At 37.5% G+C, this 21,464-nt stretch carries 21 protein-coding genes; all 21 read right to left on the bottom strand.

Annotation, left to right across the window (positions count from 1 at the left end; translation table 11 throughout):
• Positions 1-91: 91 nt before the first annotated feature.
• Positions 92-976, bottom strand: a complete 885-nt coding sequence (locus tag GJ691_RS01745; RefSeq protein WP_154363138.1) for a diacylglycerol/lipid kinase family protein — start codon at positions 974-976, stop codon at positions 92-94.
• The gene (locus GJ691_RS01740) at positions 973-2,940 is read right to left on the bottom strand and encodes an LTA synthase family protein (RefSeq protein ID WP_154363135.1); all 1,968 of its coding nucleotides are present in this window, start codon (positions 2,938-2,940) and stop codon (positions 973-975) included. The genes GJ691_RS01745 and GJ691_RS01740 overlap by 4 nt, the downstream gene beginning before the upstream one ends.
• Positions 2,937-3,533: an HD domain-containing protein gene (locus GJ691_RS01735; RefSeq protein WP_179954995.1), complete on the bottom strand. Its 597-nt coding sequence runs from the start codon at positions 3,531-3,533 to the stop codon at positions 2,937-2,939. Before GJ691_RS01735 ends, GJ691_RS01740 begins: the two co-directional genes overlap by 4 nt.
• Positions 3,514-4,008 (bottom strand): hypothetical protein, encoded by a 495-nt coding sequence (locus tag GJ691_RS01730; RefSeq protein WP_246200080.1) that lies wholly within the window; start codon positions 4,006-4,008, stop codon positions 3,514-3,516. Before GJ691_RS01730 ends, GJ691_RS01735 begins: the two co-directional genes overlap by 20 nt.
• Before the next feature lie 25 nt (positions 4,009-4,033).
• Positions 4,034-5,194: an efflux RND transporter periplasmic adaptor subunit gene (locus GJ691_RS01725; protein WP_154363132.1), complete on the bottom strand. Its 1,161-nt coding sequence runs from the start codon at positions 5,192-5,194 to the stop codon at positions 4,034-4,036.
• A gap of 2 nt (positions 5,195-5,196) precedes the next feature.
• Positions 5,197-9,531 carry a CusA/CzcA family heavy metal efflux RND transporter gene (locus GJ691_RS01720; RefSeq protein ID WP_154363130.1) on the bottom strand — a complete coding sequence of 1,445 codons (4,335 nt, stop codon included), beginning with the start codon at positions 9,529-9,531 and terminating at the stop codon, positions 5,197-5,199.
• 180 nt (positions 9,532-9,711) lie between these two features.
• Positions 9,712-10,419: a rubrerythrin family protein gene (locus GJ691_RS01715; RefSeq protein WP_179954994.1), complete on the bottom strand. Its 708-nt coding sequence runs from the start codon at positions 10,417-10,419 to the stop codon at positions 9,712-9,714.
• 99 nt (positions 10,420-10,518) lie between these two features.
• Positions 10,519-10,986 carry a DUF2231 domain-containing protein gene (locus GJ691_RS01710; protein WP_154363126.1) on the bottom strand — a complete coding sequence of 156 codons (468 nt, stop codon included), beginning with the start codon at positions 10,984-10,986 and terminating at the stop codon, positions 10,519-10,521.
• Between the two features lie 77 nt (positions 10,987-11,063).
• Complete coding sequence (locus GJ691_RS01705; RefSeq protein WP_154363124.1) at positions 11,064-12,437, bottom strand: sensor histidine kinase; 1,374 nt, start codon at positions 12,435-12,437, stop codon at positions 11,064-11,066.
• Positions 12,434-13,102: a response regulator transcription factor gene (locus GJ691_RS01700; RefSeq protein ID WP_154363122.1), complete on the bottom strand. Its 669-nt coding sequence runs from the start codon at positions 13,100-13,102 to the stop codon at positions 12,434-12,436. Before GJ691_RS01700 ends, GJ691_RS01705 begins: the two co-directional genes overlap by 4 nt.
• Positions 13,103-13,294: 192 nt before the next feature.
• Entirely contained in the window at positions 13,295-14,209 is a 915-nt protein-coding gene (locus tag GJ691_RS01695) for a hypothetical protein (protein WP_154363120.1), read from the bottom strand.
• A gap of 13 nt (positions 14,210-14,222) precedes the next feature.
• Complete coding sequence (locus tag GJ691_RS01690) at positions 14,223-14,744, bottom strand: hypothetical protein (RefSeq protein WP_154363117.1); 522 nt, start codon at positions 14,742-14,744, stop codon at positions 14,223-14,225.
• A gap of 71 nt (positions 14,745-14,815) precedes the next feature.
• A complete protein-coding gene (locus GJ691_RS01685; RefSeq protein ID WP_154363115.1) occupies positions 14,816-15,367 on the bottom strand; it encodes a hypothetical protein in 552 nt (183 codons plus the stop codon).
• A gap of 24 nt (positions 15,368-15,391) precedes the next feature.
• Positions 15,392-15,958, bottom strand: a complete 567-nt coding sequence (locus tag GJ691_RS01680; protein ID WP_154363113.1) for an RNA polymerase sigma factor — start codon at positions 15,956-15,958, stop codon at positions 15,392-15,394.
• A 621-nt stretch (positions 15,959-16,579) separates the two neighbouring features.
• Positions 16,580-17,089 carry a DUF3575 domain-containing protein gene (locus GJ691_RS01675; RefSeq protein WP_154363111.1) on the bottom strand — a complete coding sequence of 170 codons (510 nt, stop codon included), beginning with the start codon at positions 17,087-17,089 and terminating at the stop codon, positions 16,580-16,582.
• Between the two features lie 336 nt (positions 17,090-17,425).
• Positions 17,426-17,854 carry a hypothetical protein gene (locus GJ691_RS01670; protein ID WP_154363109.1) on the bottom strand — a complete coding sequence of 143 codons (429 nt, stop codon included), beginning with the start codon at positions 17,852-17,854 and terminating at the stop codon, positions 17,426-17,428.
• A gap of 62 nt (positions 17,855-17,916) precedes the next feature.
• On the bottom strand, positions 17,917-18,474 hold the full coding sequence (locus tag GJ691_RS01665) for a carboxymuconolactone decarboxylase family protein (RefSeq protein ID WP_154363107.1): 558 nt from the start codon (positions 18,472-18,474) through the stop codon (positions 17,917-17,919).
• A gap of 71 nt (positions 18,475-18,545) precedes the next feature.
• Positions 18,546-19,109 carry a TetR/AcrR family transcriptional regulator gene (locus GJ691_RS01660; protein WP_154363105.1) on the bottom strand — a complete coding sequence of 188 codons (564 nt, stop codon included), beginning with the start codon at positions 19,107-19,109 and terminating at the stop codon, positions 18,546-18,548.
• A 231-nt stretch (positions 19,110-19,340) separates the two neighbouring features.
• Positions 19,341-19,730, bottom strand: coding sequence for a nuclear transport factor 2 family protein (locus tag GJ691_RS01655; protein ID WP_246200078.1), 390 nt, complete (start codon positions 19,728-19,730; stop codon positions 19,341-19,343).
• 453 nt (positions 19,731-20,183) lie between these two features.
• Entirely contained in the window at positions 20,184-20,855 is a 672-nt protein-coding gene (locus GJ691_RS01650; RefSeq protein ID WP_154363103.1) for a DNA alkylation repair protein, read from the bottom strand.
• Between the two features lie 17 nt (positions 20,856-20,872).
• Positions 20,873-21,454, bottom strand: coding sequence for a hypothetical protein (locus GJ691_RS01645; protein ID WP_154363101.1), 582 nt, complete (start codon positions 21,452-21,454; stop codon positions 20,873-20,875).
• Between the last annotated feature and the right edge of the window lie 10 nt (positions 21,455-21,464).

Below are 21,464 nucleotides of genomic sequence, written 5' to 3'. Positions count from 1 at the left end.
TTTAGTAAATAAATCACAGATTGAAAGACCGAGTGCCCTGAAGCTTCGGGGTTTGTAAGAAGTCTCTAACTAGCAATGGATTATACATTACTTAAACTATCACCTTTAGACTTTCTTTTAAAACCTCTAAATGCAATATTACAGGGTTTGTTCTCTTCAATTCACCATCCAGCTCAAAAATGATTTCCATGTCCTGATTTTCTATTTTAATCGTAGCATTGTCAACCCTATGATAAGAATATTCCTTGATCTTATGCTCGCATCTTAGTAGAACCAAAAATGCGAGATAAAGGATTTTAAATTTATTCAATCGATCGATCATCACAACATCCAGAAAACCATCATTTAAAATTGCCTTTCTTGTAATGGAGAAATTATAACCCATGATATTGGTGTTCGATATAAAAACCAAAAAAGGGTTTAAGACCGCTTCTTTCCCATTAATTTCAATGGTGTATTTCGTATCATTTTTAAATGTCTTGATTGATTGTAGGGTTGCTCTTAGATAAGTAAGCAATCTTCTTTGGGAAGTGCTTTCAAAATTTAAAATCGTATTGGCAGCAAATCCAAAACCAAGGTTGCTGAAAAAATAATCGCCATTGATTTTACCTACATCAATAGGGATGACTTTTTGCACTTTGAGGAGCTGAATGGCTTTTTTTAAGTTTTTCGGAATCTTAAGGTTTCTTGCCAACCCATTACCGGAACCTATTGGGATAATCCCCAGCAATATCTCAGAATTCACCAAACAGGACGCCACCTCGTTGATCGTGCCATCACCCCCACAGGCAACGATGATTTCAGCTTTTTCATTTATGGACTGTTGTACTAAAAGTGTCGCATGTCCTTTATAGGAGGAATATTTTACAACAATTGAAAAATGGTCCTTTTCAAAGTATGTGGATAGGTAATGCTCGGTAATGCGGGACTTTCCTTTACCGGCAATTGGATTTACGATGAAGTGGACAATTCTCATTCATTCACTTTTAAGGAAAGTCCATTATTATTGTACAGATAGTCGGCTACTTGGAAATAGGATATGGTTTCCTTTAGGAACCCCTCCTCTAGGGGCAATGGTTGCAGGCTATTATCCTTATCATCCCATTTGTAGAAATTCGTTGATTTTTGATCTCCTAGGACCATAAGTTCATTTCCTTTTAAAAGGCCCAATTTTCTGTAATTACCAATAAAGGCACGTTCATCTTTCTTTTCCATTCTAAGGATGTCCAATCCGAAAAGGTTGCTTTCGTAATCCCATCCCAACTGTGCGAACAATGTGGGGAAAATATCGATTTGGGAACAAAGTTTCTTAATATGCCCTCTTTCACCGCCATCAAGATTTACTATCATTGCCGGAATATGGTAATTGGCAACATCGAGTTCCCAACGACCAGCACTACTTGCACAATGATCGGCCATGATTATAAATACGGTGTTTTTAAACCAGGGTTTTTTCTTCGCTTCTTCAATAAATCCATGAAGTGCGAAATCCGTATATTTTATTGCGCCGCTTCTTCCGGACCCAGAAGGAACATCTATTTTTCGATCGGGATAAGTATACGGTTTATGGTTGGAGGTGGTCATGATAAAGTTGAAAAAAGGTTTCCCTTCAACTACGGATATGTCAGCTTCTTTTAGGACTTTCTTATAAATATCCTCATCACAGGCACCCCAAGCATTCTCAAAAGTCACTTCTTCATCCTCAATATTCTTTCGCTTGGTCACGATATCCCCAGAAGGTAAAAATCCCCTTCCACGATCAACGATATCAAACCCATTACCGCTGAAATACTTATCCATGTTATCAAAATACCCATCCCCCCCGTAAAAGAAAGTCCGTGTATATCCTTTTTCCTTAAATACCTCCCCAATGGTAAAAAGATCATTGTTTTTAGCTCGTTTAACTATACTTCGGCCCGGTGTTGGGGGAATAGAAAGTGTAATGGCCTCCATGCCACGAACTGTCCTGGTACCGGTTGCAAATAAATTGTCGAACGATAGCCCTTGTTGTTCTAAAGAATCCAAGGTAGGGGTCAGCTTTTTATCGTTCCCAAAGGCTCCTAAATATTTTGCACTTAAACTCTCGATGCAAATGAAAATAACGTTAGGCCTTTTTTCCTCACCTTCATTGGTGACATATCTTCTAATATCGAATGTTTTTGTATAGACACTGTCTTGTTTAGTCTTTATGTTTTCATTTACCTTTAAGAACGCTTTTTCGATTGGCTCGGTCTTAAAAAACTCCGAATAGCTAAGTTCATTATTCCGAAAGGCCGCAAAAAAAGAATAAATCCCGGTCTTGGAAAGTTCATTATTGTAACGGTTCTCCGAAAATTCCGCATTTTCATTTTTAATGAAAAAAGTAAAAACCAAGGTAACTCCAAAAATGAATAGACTGGGAAGCAAGCGAATTTTAAAAGGATCTTTGCTTTCAAAAGTTCTCCTGAATATTCGTGATCTTATAAAAAGTAAAACCGTAAACATTACAAGTATCCCTATACCCCCGATCAAAATCGGTATAGGATATGATTCATTTATATTCTTTACTACCTCGTAGGTGTATATCAAATAGTCAACTGCAATAAAATTGAACCTTCTATGGAATTCGTCCCAAAAAGTGATTTCCGCAAAGAATGAAAAGAAGATGATCAGCACCCCAATAGTAAAGCCGGTAAAACAAATAACCCTGTCCGCTAAAGTACCCATAAGGCCTTTGGGCAGTATCAAAAAATACAAAGAAGGGATTAGGGCAATAAATGAAACAGTACCGATATCGTAAAGGAACCCAATAATGAATGTGGTAAACAAAGAAATAACCCCATGGTCGATTTCTGAAAAATTCCAAAAAAGAAAAACAACTCTCAATAAGAAGGAAATTCCTAGGAACAAAAGGATAAAACCGATTAACAATGTGAATCTTTTTGGAAATAGTATCTTCATTTTATTCGTATTAATTGTTTTAGTTTGATTAAATTTTCTTGTTTCCCTTTTTCCAAAACCTCCTTTCCGTAAGTTGTCTTGAATCGATGTTCTTCCAAAAACTTAATGTTGAGCAGTTGCCATTCCCCATCGGTCATCACGTTGTCACAAAACAGTTCCCATTCCTTTCGCAAGAGCATATTCCTATACATATAATTTGTTGTTCCCAAATGGAACAAATCGGCATCGCATAATATTTTTGCATATATATCCGTGGGATTTTGGGGCATCTTTGTGGCATCGATACAAGAAAGCACCCTTTCAATTTTATTTTGTGAACAATTGGTTTTAGAAAGATATTGTGCGGCCAATCGTTTGCTTACTTCTTCGTGGCCTTCATAGGTTTCTGAAAAACCAGTATCATGGAAACAAGCCGCAATAGCTATTAAGTCCGCTTCTTTTGGGCGTATACCTATAGCATTGGAAATCAAGAAAACATTATCAACAACCTCTTGCGTATGTGCAAAGTTGTGGAAAGGGAGATTCTTGCATTTGTCACTATGAAGTATGTCGGAACAATACTTCGTAATACTTTTAATCGTCATCGCTGTCATAGTCCACATTTAATTGAATCATATCTTTATCATGTCTAATTTCAGTATGGCGAATCTCGCCTCCACTCGACCCTACATATTTTGAAATGACCATGGAACCTATCGAAATGAGTAGAACAAAAACAAAACCGTATCTAGTAGCTAACGCGTATTTTTTGTATTGGAGAATCAGGGTTATTAGCGATGTGCCTCCTAAAATCAGCATCATTGTAAAAAAAAGCTCCGCATACTCTTCATGTTCATGGATCAAGGTTTCGCTGATTCCAGGTGAATTTTCGACGATTTCTTCTGCGCCGTCGCCGGTATAAAAAGCGGCAATACTGGTCAATGCACTAAAAATGAAAATACTTAGTGCCGTATTCTTTACTTGGGGATTCTTGATTACGCAACCCGACAGAAAAACCAAAAAACCGATCAATACACCCACAATGGGAAGATGGTTTACTACTAAATGTAATTGTGCGTCGTTCATCATATTGTTATTAATTTACGTTCCTAGCTTACTCAGTTATCAAGTTGAATGCCCCTTTGATCAGAAATTCAGTATCTGGTTTAAAATCAGCTGTATTAAGGATTTGGGTAAATCCATTGTTCGTAGCACCTATTTTGACCAATACCCTTTTGAAATTCGAATCATCTTCTTTAACAAGTACAAAAAAGTCATTATCAATATTCGCAACCGCTTTGGAAGGTAATGCAGGATGTTCTGCAGAAGTGGTCAGGATTTCAGCCTCAATGTACATTCCAGGGGCAAATAATTGTACTTCCTCATCATTAACAAAATCTCCATGTATATCTATGGTCCTACTTTGGGCATTTATAGACTTGTTCACTAAATGGACTACACCTTGATATACCTTGTCCATATCATTTTGTAACCTCACGTTGATTGGCTGACCCACTTTGACCATTGGCAGGTCTTTTTCGAAAATCTTCAATTCTATATGTAGGTCGTCCGTATTCGTAACGGTCATTGCAACATCGGAAGGATTTAGGTACATTCCTTTACCTGCATTGACGGAAGTTGCATATCCCGATAAAGGTGAGGTTACAGTAATAATAGATCTTATCGTTTCGCCTGTTAGGGTATTCGGATCGATGTTCATAAGGCTCAACCTCTTCCTAAGGGATTGATATTGTACCAAGGTCACGGTATATTCCGATTTAGCTTTTAAGAAATTCTTTTTTGAAGTCACATTATCGGCCATCAGCTCTTTCTGGCGTTCATAATCGGATTCCAAATAGCTCAAGCGTCCTTTGGCTTCCAAGAAATCTTGTTGCACCTGAACATAATCCGGATTCTCAATAGTAAACAACACCTGTCCTTTTTTGACCCTATCCCCTGGCAATAAACCGATGTCTTTAACATAACCGGCAAAGTAGGCACTAACATCAGCTTGGTTTTGTGGAGGCACTGCGAACATTCCGTTTGCTTTTACAACGGTATTGAACTCTTGCATCGACATATTCCCCACTTTCATTCCACCCGATTTGAATTGATTTTCGGTAATGGAAATGATTTCTTGCCCTTTAATCCCTATCGTTGCATCTGCGTTTGTCGTTTCCGTTTTTTCTTTTGGGTTACAGGAAACCATGGTTAACACAAAAAGAATACTTATCAGACTTACGGCATTGGTAAAATTGTTGACTCTATTTTTCATTATCAATTGATTAAATAATTTAATTCTAAGACCGTGGCGTTATACTGGTTTAGGTTCTGTAGATAGGTGATTTGAATGTTTTTGGCACTTTCCAACAACTGTACATATTGTAAGAAGTCTATCTCCCCGTTTTTAAATGATTTCGAAGCATTGGTAGTTAATTCTTTTGCAAGTTTGCCCCCCGTGTTTTCATAATAATCAATGGCTTCTTGAAATTTGTTTAAATCGGAAAGCAAGCCTTTGTGTTTTGATTCCAGTTGTATTTTATAATTTTCAGACTCATCGGCCAGTATCATGGTCTCTGTTTTAGCCGCATTGATTTTTGCCTTGTTCGCCCCGAACCATAAAGGAATCGATATGCCCGCCTGAAAACCATTATATCGCTTTGTATTTGAACCGTTATTCCTTCCTTGGAAGACTGATATATGTAAATCAGGAAGCAATCTTTGCCTTTCCAAAGAAAGGGTCGATTTACTCAACTTCTGGGCGAAATCGTAATACAGTATTCCCGGATGGTTACCAAAGTTCGGTTGCTGTAATTCCAATTTGGGCAAACTTTTCTCTTCCGGGGTAATCAACGAATCAGTCTGCATCCACTGATAGAGCTCGGTATATGCTTTTGCCACCCCTTCTTTTGTTTGCGCGAGCAATATGGATATTTCTTTTTGTTTGGCCTCTGCCGCAAGTTTTTCCAACAAATTGGTTTCACCCACATCATAGCGCTTATTAGCTGCTCTGGAAAATTGACTATAGAGACTATCCAAAAAAATGTATTGTTCCACAAGACTGTTAGTGTACACCACATTGTAATAGGCTTTATAAACCGCTTTGGTCAAGGCCCTCTCGTTTAATCGGAATTGTTGGGTAGATAACTCGACTTTTTGTTTTTCCACTTTTCGTAGGGCACCATATATCGTAGGAAATTGTAAGGATTGACTAACCCCATAAACTTTCAGTGCAATACCGTTTTCGGCAATGTTATTTTCGTCATAACCATAATACACCTGTGTTTTATCCACGTTGATTGCACTGCCAACGAGCTGCTTGGACTGGTCTACCTTTTTGGCGTAGGCCTTTAGTCCTTTATTGTTCTCATGGGCTATCTTTACTGCTTGTTCTGCTGTTATAGGGTTTTCTTGGGCACTCGCTAAAATGGGCAAGAATAGTAGGGTAAAAATACCAAGAGCTTTTAGATTCACTTTGTTTTTGACCTTTGGATGATGTCCTTTCCTATCGAACATCGCATAAAGAATGGGAAGTACGATCAAGGTCAAGGCTGTTGCCGTGATCAACCCCCCTACAACAACTGTTGCCAAGGGTCTTTGTACTTCCGCACCTGCAGAGGTTGAAATTGCCATCGGTAAAAAACCTAAAGCGGCGGCCGCGGCGGTCAACAATACGGGACGCAATCTGTTTTTGGTTCCCATTAATATTCGCTTATTTATATTGCTGACACCGTGTGCCTTGAGCTCCTTAAATTCTTCGATCAATACAATACCGTTTAACACGGCTATCCCAAAAAGAGCGATAAAACCAACACCCGCTGAAATACTAAATGGTAATCCCCTTAAATAAAGTAACATAACACCGCCAATGGCAGACAACGGAATAGCACTATATATCATTAAGGCTTCCTTTACGGAATCGAAAGCGAAATAGAGTAATACAAAAATCAGAACTAGAGCGATCGGGACTGCAATTTTCAATCTTGCCGTTGCAGTACGTAGGTTTTCAAATTGCCCTCCATAGCTTATGGAATAGCCGGTAGGTAGTTTAACATCCTTTTCTATGATCGACTGTACATCCTTAACCACGGATTCTAAATCACGGTTTCGCACATTCACACCTACTACGATGCGCCGTTTGGTATTATCACGCGAGATTTTAGCAGGGCCTTTGGTATAGCTTATCTTAGCGAATTCACTTAATGGTAATTTCATGCCATTGGGTAATGATACCGAAGCCGTTTCTATATTTTCAATATCCCTTCTGTGGGCATCATCATAACGAAGTACCATATCAAATTGCTTTTCCCCTTCGAAAACAGTACCTGCAGGTATACCTGCAAATCCCATGGTGACGACTTTATTCAAGTCTTCGATATTCAAGTTGTACTTTGCGATTTTTCGTCTGTTATATTTCACGGACATTTGGGGAAGCCCTGCAGTTTTTTCAACGGAAATATCGGCAGCCCCATCCACGTTTTGGATTGCTTTTTCTATTTCCAAGGCCTTATTATAAAGGACATCAAGATCTTCGCCGAAAACCTTAATGGCCAAATCGGCACGCACACCTGTAATCAATTCGTTAAATCGCATTTCGATAGGTTGGGTAAACTCAAAATCAACACCCGCAATTTCTGATAAGGCTTCCTTGAATTTATCAGCCAATTCGTCCTTCGTTGCTGCGGAAACCCATTCCCCTTTTGGCTTCAATTTGATGATAACATCACTTTCTTCCATTGACATAGGGTCCGTTGGAACTTCAGCAGCACCTATTCGACTCACAACTTGCTCCACCTCAGGGAATTTCTTCAATATTATTTCCATTCGAGTAGTAGCCTCAATAGTTTTACTTAATGATGTTCCTGTTTTCAATACTGGTTGAATCACAAAATCACCCTCGTCCAAAGTCGGCACGAATTCGCCTCCCATCCTAGTATATAGAAATGCAGTAATTGCCAATAAACCTATGGCTATACCTAAAACCAATTTCTTTTTACGTAATGCCCATGAAATAGTGGGTTGGTATTTTTCTTCAAGAAAAGCGATGAGTTTGGATGAAATCGTTCGTTTTTCGATATTTGAAGGTTTTATGAACAACGAAGCCATTACAGGAATGTAGGTAAAACACAATACCATAGCTCCGGTGAGTGCGAAACTGAATACCAAAGCCATAGGGCGGAACATTTTACCTTCTACGTTTACCAGGGAAAGGATCGGGATAAATACGATGATGATGATCAACTGCCCAAATACAGCTGAGTTCATCATTTTGGAGGCACCCTGATATGTGATTTGATCTATTAAACCTTGCCTTTTGCTTTTGGGAAGTGCCAATAATTTCGCTCGTTGACTTGTGATTCTATAGGCAATGAATTCAACAATGATCACAGCTCCATCAATGATTATCCCAAAGTCGATCGCCCCTAAGCTCATTAAGTTGGCATCTACCCCGAAAATATACATTAGGGACAGGGCAAAAAGCAAACTCATTGGAATAACCGACGCGACCACCAATCCGGAACGTAGGTTGCCCAAAAGCAATACTACTACGAAAATCACGATCAAGCATCCCAAAATCAGGTTTTCGGCTATGGTAAAAGTGGTTTTGGCGATAAGTTCGCTCCGTTCTAGAAAAGGATTAATGGAAATGCCCGGAGGTAATGAGGATTGTATTTCGGCCACACGTTGTTTAACAGCTTCGATAACGGCATTGGAGTTGGCATCTTTAAGCATCATTACCTGGCCCAACACCTTTTCCCCTTCGCCATTTCCTGTAATGGCACCAAAACGGTTGGCATGACCAAAGCCTACTTCAGCAATATCCCGTACATAGACCGGCACATTTTCTTTACTGGATACGACGATATCTTCAATATCCTGAACAGAGCCCACAAGGCCTTCGCCCCTAATGAAATAGCTTTCATTTACTTTTTCTATATACCCGCCCCCAGCGACACTATTATTTTTTTCCAAAGCACGGAACACATCAAAGATGGAAACGTCCATCGCGCGAAGTCGTTCTGGGTTTATGGCGACTTCATAAGTTTTTAGGTAGCCTCCCCAAGTATTTACTTCCACAACACCCGGAATACCAGAAAGTTGACGTTTTACCAACCAATCTTGAATGGTACGTACATCGGATAAGGAGTATTGGTCTCTATGGTTCGCATCTACATCGATCACATATTGGTAGATTTCACCAAGACCGGTTGAAACGGGTCCCATAAAAGGCTTTCCAAAACCTGCAGGGATTTTTTCTTCTGCACTTTTTATTTTTTCCGCAATGAGTTGACGGGGAAGATATGTACCCAAATCATCATCGAAGACCACCGTAACCACGGATAATCCAAACTTCGACACCGACCTGATTTCCTTGACCCCTGGTAAGTTTGCCATTTCCAATTCCACAGGATAGGTCAAAAACTTTTCTACATCTTCAGTAGCCAAATTTCTCGAAGTTGTGATGACCTGTACCTGATTGTTGGTTACATCGGGGACTGCACCAATGGGAATATTGGATAAGGAATATAAGCCAAAGCCAATAATACCCGCGGTAAACAAGAGAACGATGAGTTTGTGATGGATGCTGTATTGGATAATTCGTTCTAACATTTAATGGATTATTAATTTATATCCCAAAAGTATTTGGTGTATCTAAGAGCCATCTAAACGGTTTCTTAAGATTCGCTTAAGAAAGGTTCCCTTTGGCAATTGGCCAAAAAACAAAAGCCCTGAAAAATATCCAGGGCCTTTGCCAATCACAACTAAACACTAACCATCAATCAAAAAGTTTTAAAGTGCATCTATTTTAATGAATAATTTTGCATCGGTCATGGAAATTTCACAGCGCGATGGTGCTGTGGTCGCATAGGTGTTTCCGCAAGTTGGACATAGATAATACACTGAAGGCAAAGATTTTACATTTCCATCTTCAAGGGCTTTTAAGGCATCTTTATAAAAATCCCTGTGCTTTTGCTCCACTTTGTAAGCATAAGTCAAACTTATCTGTGCCATATAATTTTCTGCCGCATTGGCAACCTTGATGAAGTTTGGATACATCGTGTTAAACTCATAGCTTTCACCTTCAATGGCATTCTTTAAATTTTCAAGGGTCGTGCCCACGTTAAATTCAGGGGTCACGGTTGGGAGCCCCTCCCCCATTCTTTGCAATACCACTTTATGGTTATTGGCGTGTATCAATTCCGCCCCGGATGCAGCCTTGAAAAGCATCGCTATTTCAGGGTAACCTTCTTCGGCCGCTTTTTTACTAAACGCAGCATACTTGGCATGTGCCGTTGTTTCTCCTTTAAAGGCTTCCTTCATGTTTTGGATGGTTGCTTTTTGGGGATTTTCCTGTTCCTTATCGGCCCCCATCGCTATTTCCTTCTGTTTATTTGCTGTACCGACTTCAATTTTATGTACTGATTTGTCCTTGCAAGATTGAAAAAGCATACTTGATAATACCATTCCGATCACTAATGCTACTACTGATTTTTTCATTTTATTTATTTTTAAATAGTTACTTTTTTTGGGTGTGTGTATACAAGGATAATCGTGCATTTTCCATATCCCTTCAAGGGAACTGATTAAAAATCGACTTTAATCCGTAGGTTGATTTCCAAAATCCGGTAGTGCCAATTCTATTCCGGCCCCATGCTGAAAAACCAATTGCCCACCTAAATAACCTGTTCGGACCACGGAACCGACTAGAGCTGCAAATAGTACGATCCCGACCCATTTAGACCACGTACTTTCATATTTGAAGTAATACAACAATACGCGAAATAAGGCCGTAATAATGGCAAGCCATAACGTTAGGTTCGCTGCTTCTTCATGCAGTTCCATGGGCTTTTGCAGAATTCCATCTATCATACCGTCTCCGGCATAACTTCCACTTACGTAAGCTACTATTGCTCCCAAAGCACCTAATAGCAAGAGATAAAATGCGACATTTTTAAAAAAATGCTTTTTACTGATAAGCGCTATTATTTCCGATAGGAATCCTATTAATATCAAGGCTATCGGAAAGTGGATAACCATTGCGTGAATGTGTGGTGCTGTCAACATTTTAATGTGATTTTCAATTACACATCAAATGTATAGGCACCAACTTAAAACTGGATTAAGTGAAACTTAAGTTTGGCTTAAAATAAAATGGTGAAAGTGGTTCCTTCACCAAATTCACTTTCTACATGAATTTCGGCATTTATGGCATCGGCGGCCTTTTTCGCTATGGATAGGCCCAAACCGTTTCCCGGGATATTTTTATGGTGGAGTGCATCGGATCTGAAAAAGCGTTTGAACACGTTATCCAGATCCTCTTTTTTAATCCCGACACCTTCATCTTGGATATTGCAAATTACATTCGGACCCGAACGTGTGATTTCGATATGTAATGTGGAAGCTACTTTAGAATATTTTACCGCATTACCAATAATATTTTCCATTATCAATTGGGTGTAGTACTGAGGAACCATTTCTTCTAAAAGCACCCCTTTTTGGAAGGCTATGGTAAGTTTCTTTTGTAAGATCTGTTTTTTTTGCCCTGAAAGGATTTCGTCTATGATGTTCGGTAAAGGAACGGGAGACCTGTCCACTGTTCTTGAATTGACATCTAATCTCGCCAACAGTAAAAGTTGTTCAATAGTGTCGGTCATTCGGTCAATTTCCGAAAGACTGTATTTGATTTTTTCCTCATATTCCGATTGTTCCCTAGGCTTTCGAATCAATACCTCAAGCGTACCTTTTAAAGTTGATAAAGGTGTGCGTAATTCGTGGGAAGCATCAGAAGTAAATTGCCGTTTTCGTTCGATAGCATTTTCAATACGCTGTAATAGCTCGTTAATATTAAACGATAAATCGTAAAGCTCATCTTTGTTATATGGAAGAATAACCCTTTCATTCAAATTATTCTGTGTGATTCTTTTTGTTGTTTCGGTGATGACCTTCACGGGTATTATGCCACGTCCTGCCAAGTACCTAGACATGAAATATAGTCCCGCCAATAAAAACAAATAGGAAATAATCAAAACATTTCTCAGGTTAAGCAATACCATTTTTGATGATTCCAATGACATTGCTGCAAGTATAAACCCTTTTATTTTACCATTTTCCTCAATAGGTAACTGTACTTGCCGAATTGACCTATTGTTTAAGATTTCGTTAAAATGGCCACCATAGTTTTGCTTTGGGTTAAATGAGAGAACATTTTCCTTAAGGTTTGGCGACTTATCCATATAGTTTCCATCTTTACCCAAGATTTGAATAAAAACAGGGTTTACCTGAACCTCACGATGCTCTCTTTCCTCCCATTCCTTTTTGTTCTTTATCTTGATACTATCCCCGATAATCCTTATTTCATCGGTATGTTTTTCTGCTTCGAAAGACAGGTCGTCATCAAGGTTTTGATATACCGTTCCTTGTACTACAAAATAAACAACCATAAAAGCCACGGCCATGATTACGGCAGTGGCGATCATATAATGTAATACAATTCTGTTTTTAAAACTTAATCTCATACTTCTTTTGCTATATAGCCAACCCCACGAACGGTTTGAATGTAGTTTTCATCTTCGCCTAGCTTTAATTTTTTTCGTAGGGCATTAATATATACGTCAATCACTCCTGTATTGTATTCAAAATGGATATCCCAGACACTTTCAATAATTCGGGTTCTTCGGCAAACTATACCCTTGTTACGCATTAGATATTCCAACAACGCAAATTCTTTTTGGGTAAGACTAATTTCTTCCTCCGATTTAAAGACTTGATGGGTTGCGGTGTTCAAAGTAATGTCTCCAAGTATAAATATGGAATGTTCCCCGGATTTAGGTCGTAATTGCACCTTGATCCGTTCTAAAAGTTCTTCAAAATGAAAAGGTTTTTTGATATAATCGTTAGCGCCGGATTGAAGCCCGAAAACGGTTTCATCAACAGTATCTTTTGCTGTTAAAATAATAACCGGCGTGTCTTTATATTCCTTTCTGAATAGACGACAGATTTCAATACCACTGACACCCGGCAACATCCAATCCAACAGCAACAGATCATATTCCCCGGAAAGGGCCAGTTGAAGGCCTTTAGTGCCTTCCTCGGCAATATCCACCGCATAGGATTCTTCTTCCAGTCCTTGCTTTAAGAAGTTGGATATACCTGGCTCATCTTCTACGATCAAGATTCTCATACTACAAAAGTTACGTATTTAAATTAAAGCGGCATTAGACTTTTCTTAAGATTTGCTTAAAAAGGTTTAGAATAATTTTAAATGATGAATTAAAAGCAAATCCGCAAGGCAACAAAGGATTGGTAAAAGTATCTGGTCTGAAAATGGGGCAACCCAATAGTTCAGTTACTCTATTAATCCATGCGAACCACATTAAAGGGTTTTCTTGTCCAAATCAATTATATAACCGACGGACAGATTAAAAAAACCGGTTGTTTTTAAATCAGTTTCCGATTTTACGGGAGAAGGAAGGTTAATGTTGTACCCAGCCTCAAAATCCCATGATTTGGTAGATAATGAAAGAGGTAAGTTAATTTGGGTGTTCAGTAAATCGAAGATATCGTCATAAAAAATCTCGGTTTGGGGTTCGGTCAATTGAGTGTTCAATTGCTCCAATGCAATGGTTTGTTGTGCGATAAGAAAGTTGATTTTGGGCCTAAATTTGACTACTGACTTTTTTTGCCTTGCAATGGTTATGTTGGCATATGTTCGGGATGTTATTTGGAAAGCCCCATCGGTACCGAACAAATATGAAACCCCGAGTTTGGTCCCTAGGTTTCGTTCCTTGGTTCGTAACCCGACACCTAAACTCAATGAGTTCGTAAAAGTGTCCCAACCGTCGGAATAAATGAATCGGGTATATTCCGCATTATAGGTCACCAGTTTATCTTTTCCCACGGTGTTGAAATAACCCACCGACACATTGGTATAATCCCAATTGGGTTCAAAGGTTTCGTATAATATACCGGAAACACTTACATTGAACCCCGAAGAACTATAATAGGATACTTGAGGAACGATACTGAATTGGTCAATGCCGGAATCTCGACCCGAGAAAAACGTATTATCATAAAACGATGTGTTTACGTAAATGAAATTAAAGGTGTTGAATGAGTTTAAAATATCATCTATAAACTGTTGTTCGTTAAAGAAAAGTTCATCTAAAAGTAAATCTATTTCATCTTCTTCCGGTTCTTGGGCATATAAATCAGCAGTGGTCGCCACTGTAAACAGTAGCAACCAAACTGCTAGTAATCTTTTGTTGTATATGGAACGATGGGATTTCATCTTTTAACGGATATTAATTTCCTCCTCCATTTCCGTTCCCGTTCCCGTTTCCACTGCCGTTACCTTGTCCGTTTCTGCCTCGTTCACCATCACCACCAAAACCATTTTGATTTCTAATTTCACCTTGACCGCTAGATTGTCTGTTTTGTTGTACGCGTTCACGTAACATTTGGCGTTGTTCTTGGGTCAAGGATTGCCTGAATTGGTTTCTTACCTGACGTAACTGACCTTCTTGGTTTTCACATAATTGGTTCTGCTCATCTGAGAAAGATTCCCTTAAACGTAATCTAATCTGTTCCTTCGTTTGGGTTTTATCCTGTAAAATAGCCAATTGTTCATCTGTCAACGTGGCTCTTAGTTGTTCTCGATTCTGTAACATCAACTTACGTTGTGTTTGTAGCATTTCTTGTTGTTCGGTCGACAGCTGGTTCATAAGTGGACCTAAATCGGTTTCCTGTGCAAAAAGAAAACCACTTGAAGTTAAAAGCATTACAAAACCAAAAAGTGCGATTAATGTTTTTACTGTTGTTTTCATGATTATATTTTTTACTGTTAGGTGCTTTTGTTTATTAGAACCTGAAAGATTAAAAAAGTTTGTTTTAAACTTTATAAAACGACATTTTCAATCAGGCTTTGGTCAATGTATCCATTTATCATTGAGTCTTCTACAAAAAGGGAATTAATGAATATGTTTTCCAGTTGTTGTTCTGATAGTTCTGCATCAACGATTATTTCGTTTAGGATATAATCATCCATAAAACCATCCATGTCCGCATCATCTATAAGGAGTGAGGAAACCAGAAAATCATCGGAATTTACATCCATTGAACTCATTTGCTCAACATTTGCATTTTGTTGTTCAATGGTTGTTGGGTCATTTTGCAGCCAAATAGTAAAACCTATCAGTAAAACAATTGAAGCTGCAATCGGATAGGCTATCATTGGTCTTAGCCCAAACACGGTTCTTTTTTGTTCTTTTTCCATGGGTAAACTTTTTAAAATATTGTCTTTGGATATGGAGAAATAGTTATCCGGGACATGCATCCCCAGATACTCTTTATGCTCTTGGGCAAGTCCTTTTTTATCGATATCATCATTTAAAAAGCCTTTTCCGGATTGCCCAATAGGGTTCTTACTGTTTTTATTCTTCTTTGCCATGGTATATATTAGACCTTTTTATTTTCAATTAGTTTGTATCGTATCGCAAACAATTTCCTTTTCGATTGTTTTTACTGCGCTATAATATGACGATTTTAAGGTGTTCTCGCTCACATCCAATATTTCTGATATTTCACGAAAACTTAAATCATCAAAGTATTTCATTTGAAATACCCGTTGTTGTTTTTCGGATAGGTTGGAAATGATGGCATGAAGTTTTAACTGTACTTCTTCCCCATCAAAATAGGAGTCCTGGGTTAGTTTGTTGAGGTAATCATTATTGTTGTCATTTTGGTTAAAAGCAGGTTTTATTTTGTTCTTATCCAAAAACCGGATGCATTCGTTATACGCAATCCTGAACATCCACGTGTGTAGTGCGCTATTACCCTTAAAATCCTGAATGCCTTTATAAACCCTAATGAAGGTGTTTTGGAGCACATCATTGGCGTTATCGTGGGTAAGTACAATTTTGCGGATATACCAATAGAGGCGTTCTTGATGAACATCAAGTAAATCCTTGAAAGCCTTATTTTTTAGCTTAGGATTCTTTAATCTTCTTATGAGTTCGGTTTCTCCTTTTTCGGGTTTCATTGCTATGAGGCATCCTTTGCTTATTAGACCCTGTTATTAACCAATAGTTTGTTGTGTTAGTAAAAGATACGGGAAATAAAAGCCAATTCTTCTAAAAATGGGAAGTCTTATCGTTTTTTAAGGCATTTGATCGGTCCTTGGCCATTAGTTGTGGCTTCAGTGAATCGGGAATGCAAGGCTCAACTGATTTGGGCTATAAAAAATCTTGATTATTTTTCGTATATTGAGTATATGGATTTACCAGATGAATTTTATCAAATCATAATTCTCATTATTGTTGTCAGTGTAGCGATGACTTTAGTTAACTACTGGACAAAAAGCGGAAGAAGTTTTAGAAGTAGTAGAAATAAAAAAGCGAGGAAGCAATTATAACCCGTTTATGTCTTCTTTTTTGGGTCTATTAAGGGCTGAAGGGTATTTGTTTTACCGGAATAGCTTAAAAACCGAATCTGGAAAGGTTTTCCCGTGTTTACGATTTAAGTTCATATACGTTATGAACAAAGTGTCATTTTCAGTACTATATGGGACAAATTCAACAAAGTAAGTTACTTTATGCAACGATAAAACAACAGGGATGGTTTTCAGATAAGAAAACCATCCCTGTTTATATGAAAAGGGTATTTATAATTTATAAGTGATTCCAATTCGGCCTCCACTCACTACATTTCCTCCACCGATTTGAAGATTTACCCCAAATCTATCATCAAAGAAATATCGGCCACCTACTTGTAATCCTATGCCGAAATTATCTGCACCACCGTAATCATAAGTCTCTCCATCGAGCTTGGTACTCCAACTAAAATAATTCAAATTGGCACCAGCATAAAAATCCCATTCACTGGGAATATTAAAAACCTCATTGAAATGATAATTACCATTGGCTTGAATCCCTACGATAGAACTCTTGTAATCACTGCCAAAACCACTATTGTGATTATAGGATTGATAGGATAATTCTCCTCCAACAGATATATTAGGAGCAACTCCGAATTCCAATCCTGCGTAAATAGGTGTTCCCCATCCCGAAACACCGAAGCCTGCATTTAATTGTAAATTCCCCTCTTCTAAAGGTGCTTGGGCAAAAGTAAGCCCGAAAGAACAGAAAGCTAATAATAAGGTGATTTTTTTCATGCTTAAAGAATTGATTAACAAATAGTTGATTAATAATAATAGTGTAATTTCAAAGAAATAAAAACGCGAAAGATAGTTAAATATTCCTCTAGTAGACATTTATAGGGCACTATTATTTATAAATTTAGAGATATGAAAGACCATCAAAATTTAAGAACATACTATTTGCGTGCTGTTTTGAACGGTCGAATACCATTAGAAAATTTTGTCTGGAGTAGAATTTGAAACGGCCTTATAAGTAATGGAATGGGCTATTGGTGTTGAGTTAAACCCGATAAGGTTTCATTAACATCCAAAAAGAAGATTTTAGGTCTTTTTTTATTGATGACTTCCAAGTTATTTCCATTGTTTTTCATTGTTACTTCTGAATAAATAGAAATTATAAACCACTAATAGAATATATCCAGTTGGCATTATCGGTGGTTTAAATTCCATTGGTAATACTTCAGCAGGAACGTTTGGATGAAGATGTGTGTATACAGCAACTATCATCATAATTACAATAGTTTGGTTTCCAAAATTGAATAGTTTGTTTCTTAATGAAGTACTTAATTTATTTCCTTTAAAAGCTAAATACAACATTAGTATTCCAATACCAACTTCGCTAAATTTTACAACGTGTTGCATTTGGTCCGCGAATGGAAAACCAATACCAGTTAGATGGTAATAAATGTAAGTTTTAAATGGTTCTGTGAATTTTGCCAATCCGGGAATGAGCATAAAGAAACCTAAAATTCCCGTGACCGTTTTTACGGATTTTTTCATAATCGAAGTATAAATCGGATAAGTTCAAACCATTGGTCCGAACTTATCGTGAAATGTGGGCATTAAACCGTTTCTGCTTTCCAGGCAAATTTTTGAAAAGGTGCATCTACAGGTGTATTGGCAATATGATTGGTGTAATTACTTATCACTTTTTGGGACAAACCTAAAATGATTTCCAAAACTTGCCTTTCTTCATAACCTGCGGCGTAAAATGTATTTAAATCCTCTTGTGTTACATGTCCGCGATTGCGCACGATCTTTAAGGTAAAATCGTGTAAGACTTGTAATTTTTCAGTGGGCATTGCTGTTCTATTTCTTAATGCCTCACTTAAAGACGAATCAACCTTCATCATATTCGCGATACCTGTATGTGCAGGCACGCAATAATGACATTCGTGCTCTACATTAATGGTTTGCCATACCACTGTTAGTTCTTCTTTATTGAATGAAGATTGTGTGAACAGTTTGTGTAAGGTTTGGTAGGCTTCCAAAATTTCTGGTGCTCCGGCTAAAACTCCGTGTAAACCGGGAATCATTCCGTTTTGTTTTAGGGATTGCTCCAATAGGGCTTTGCTGTCTTCTGGCGCTGATTCAATGTCGTGAATTTTTAATGTTGTCATAATTTTGAATTTTAATTGTTATTGATCATTTCATAACTAAACAATCGTTTAGTTATAGAGTAAAAAAAATGTTACTTGTTTTTAAAAATGTTTTCTATATAATTGTGAAGTTGTTCTTTAGTGAATATTCGTGTAGCGGAAGATAAACCGAACATGGATATAATCAAAAAGTCCGCTTGTTGCTCAATGGTTGAAGCATCTTTGGTTCTGTCTTGCTTTAAGATTTTCGAAAACACTTGTTTTACTTCTTCTGTGAACGACCTTAAAGAATCCTTTATTTGTTCATCTGCGTCTTCACCAATTTCATTCGCTGTGTTGGTCACTAAACAACCTTTACCGAATTCGGTTTCTTTTGTAAAGTCAATAAAGTCATAGAAATATTGCTTGATACCTAAAATACCATTTTCAGACTCCTTTAATTTGTTCAAGAGTTTGTTCAGTTTTTGCTTATAACACTTCAAACTCTCAAGAAATACGCCATTTTTACTGCCAAAACTCGAATAGATAGAGAATTTATTTATTCCCATCTCTTTTTCAAGCATTTGCATCGAAGTTGTTTCATAACCATTTCGCCAGAATAAATTCATGGCTTTTTCGATTACTTCTTCTTCGTTATATTTCTTTGCTCTTGGCATTTACTATTTAAATATAGGACAAAACTAAACAAACGGTTAGATACAAAAAAATATTTAACTTTTAATTTAGGGTTAAGTTTTTTCAAAGAACCTAAATAGGGAAATTATATTTTTTTTGATAATTAAGGTACACCCTTTGTGGTATTGGGGAACCTGGCCATTTAAACGAAAAAATATTTGGTTTTTACCATAGAACGGGCAAAACCTATAGTTGCGGTTGTACCATGTTCTTTATTCGTTTTGTTCATTTAATTCATTCACCAACTTTCTGGCAACAACTGTATCGTATATTATTTTCAGTTTCTTTATTTTATTGTCAGGATCAAGTTCTATAATGTCCACCACATCAAATTCAACAATCTTATTACTCTTTAAAGTCCATTCATAGGTAAAGTAAAGCGCAATATTATTCGAATTGTTTTGTTCGAAAATCCCTTGAAGATGAAGTTTGGAATTAGAGGTGTCATTATTCAATTCGCGATAAAAGAAGTCGGCTTTTTTGATTCCATAAATTGGTGAATCAACGATTCCATTTTCATGGAATAAGTCAATAACCTTTTTAATATCTCCATTTTCCAGATGTTCTAAATATTTATTTGCTACAAGGGTTTTATTCATCATTTTCGGTTTTTTTAATCTCAAATTATAATATGGGCCATTTCAAAATTCAGTTTCTTTTTGACCATTCATGTAATATGTTGCGCAGTATTTTATATCACCATTCTCATAGGTTTCAATACTACTCAATTGACCTGATTTATAGCGGGAGGTGAGCGGACCATGGACAATACCATCTTTATAGTTGATGGTATCTAAACCATCTACGATTGTACCCGTGAATGATTTGTCTTTAAAATAGAGCTCTTAAAGCGGACCATATTCATTTCTAGTTTCAGTGTTGGTAGTTGTCATATCTAAATGGGGGCAACAATTATATAAATCAAATTTAAGGAATATAGTAACCGGTCTTGCTATTTCTATTTCGAAAACACCTCTTATTTAATCGATTTTCCGTCTATAATCTTAATTTTTTCATCCCAGTGTTTCCCTGAGCTGCCATCCTGTTCCATCTTATTATCTATCCATAAGGCGAAGTGCCTCACGACGGCTTAAATTGGCAAGTTCGTTCCTTGAAACAAATTCTTTGACCCAATTAGGGTTGGTTTTGCTGTATTCCCGTAATACCCACCCAATAGCTTTATTGATGAAAAACTCCTTGGAGCCCAAAAGTCTTTGGATGATTTGGCTTAACCTTAAGGTGTCGATTTCTTCCTTTCTTTTCAGTTGATAGAGTAAACAGCAACGTTGCAGCCATATATTGTCAGAGGCCAGCCATTTTTCAAGGTGGGTGTCCAATTGCTCAGGATAACGTTCAAAGTAGGGGCCGATCAATTTAACCGCAATATAATCCACCGTATCCCACCAGGATTTGTGGGTCACCATATACTCTAATATTGAAATATCGCTTATACTGAATTGTTTGGTGTATTTAGAAACCAATTCTTGTGCAAAGAACTGATATTCCCGTTGTGGTTTTTGCCATAGGGCTTTGACCAATTCCTGTAACTTTTCTTTTGAGGGTAAAAACGATTTTACCAAAAAAGGTCTCTGGATTTCCCTCCGTTTAGGGGATGTTATCCCATAAAATTCAAACTGATTGCGCATATAGGCTTTTTGCCCTTCTGCAATTTGGGGATTTGAATTGGCTTCAAATTCCTGTTCCAAAGTTGCGATATAATCGGTCATTTTCGATTTTGAAACGGTTAATACAAGATACGGTCATGGTTCATGGGCAATGCCGTTCGTTTTTTTATCAAATGACCTTCGGCGTTGAACCAAAAATCATAATCGGTACGGGTTTTTCCTTTTCGTCCCTTAACGCTCAGTCTGTATAAATTGTCTGGGAGCAATAGATTTTGAAAAGTGTTTTTCAATTGGGATTTTTCACCCACTTTTTTATCGAAAGCATATTGCTGGTACATTCGTCTTATCTTGAATTTCTCAAATGTGCCGGATAAATATCTTTTTATTTCATGAATGGTTTCATCGGGAAAATCGATTTCATTTATACGGAATCCCGAATTCAGTAGTTCGCCAGAATCATTGAAGGTTAAATGGTAATACAAACGATTCTTTTTGAATTTTAAAATATAGGTGGCGCCAAGACTGTCGACCTCTTTATAATAGCGTTTTCTTTTAATGTTCCCATCGGCAAGGATCGAATCTGATTTTAATTCAGGGAACTGGGATTTTTTAATACGGAATTCCCTTTCATACTTCTCTTGGCCATTGCATATTAATGTCCCAAGGAAGAGCATCATCATAACTTTGAAAAAGAGGGGCATGACCGAACTA

It is taken from the genome of Maribacter luteus (genome assembly GCF_009674825.1).
GTDB classification, from domain to species: domain Bacteria; phylum Bacteroidota; class Bacteroidia; order Flavobacteriales; family Flavobacteriaceae; genus Maribacter_A; species Maribacter_A luteus.
The sequence above is the reverse complement of the archived record's forward strand: the minus strand, read 5'-3'. Positions and strand labels throughout refer to the sequence as shown.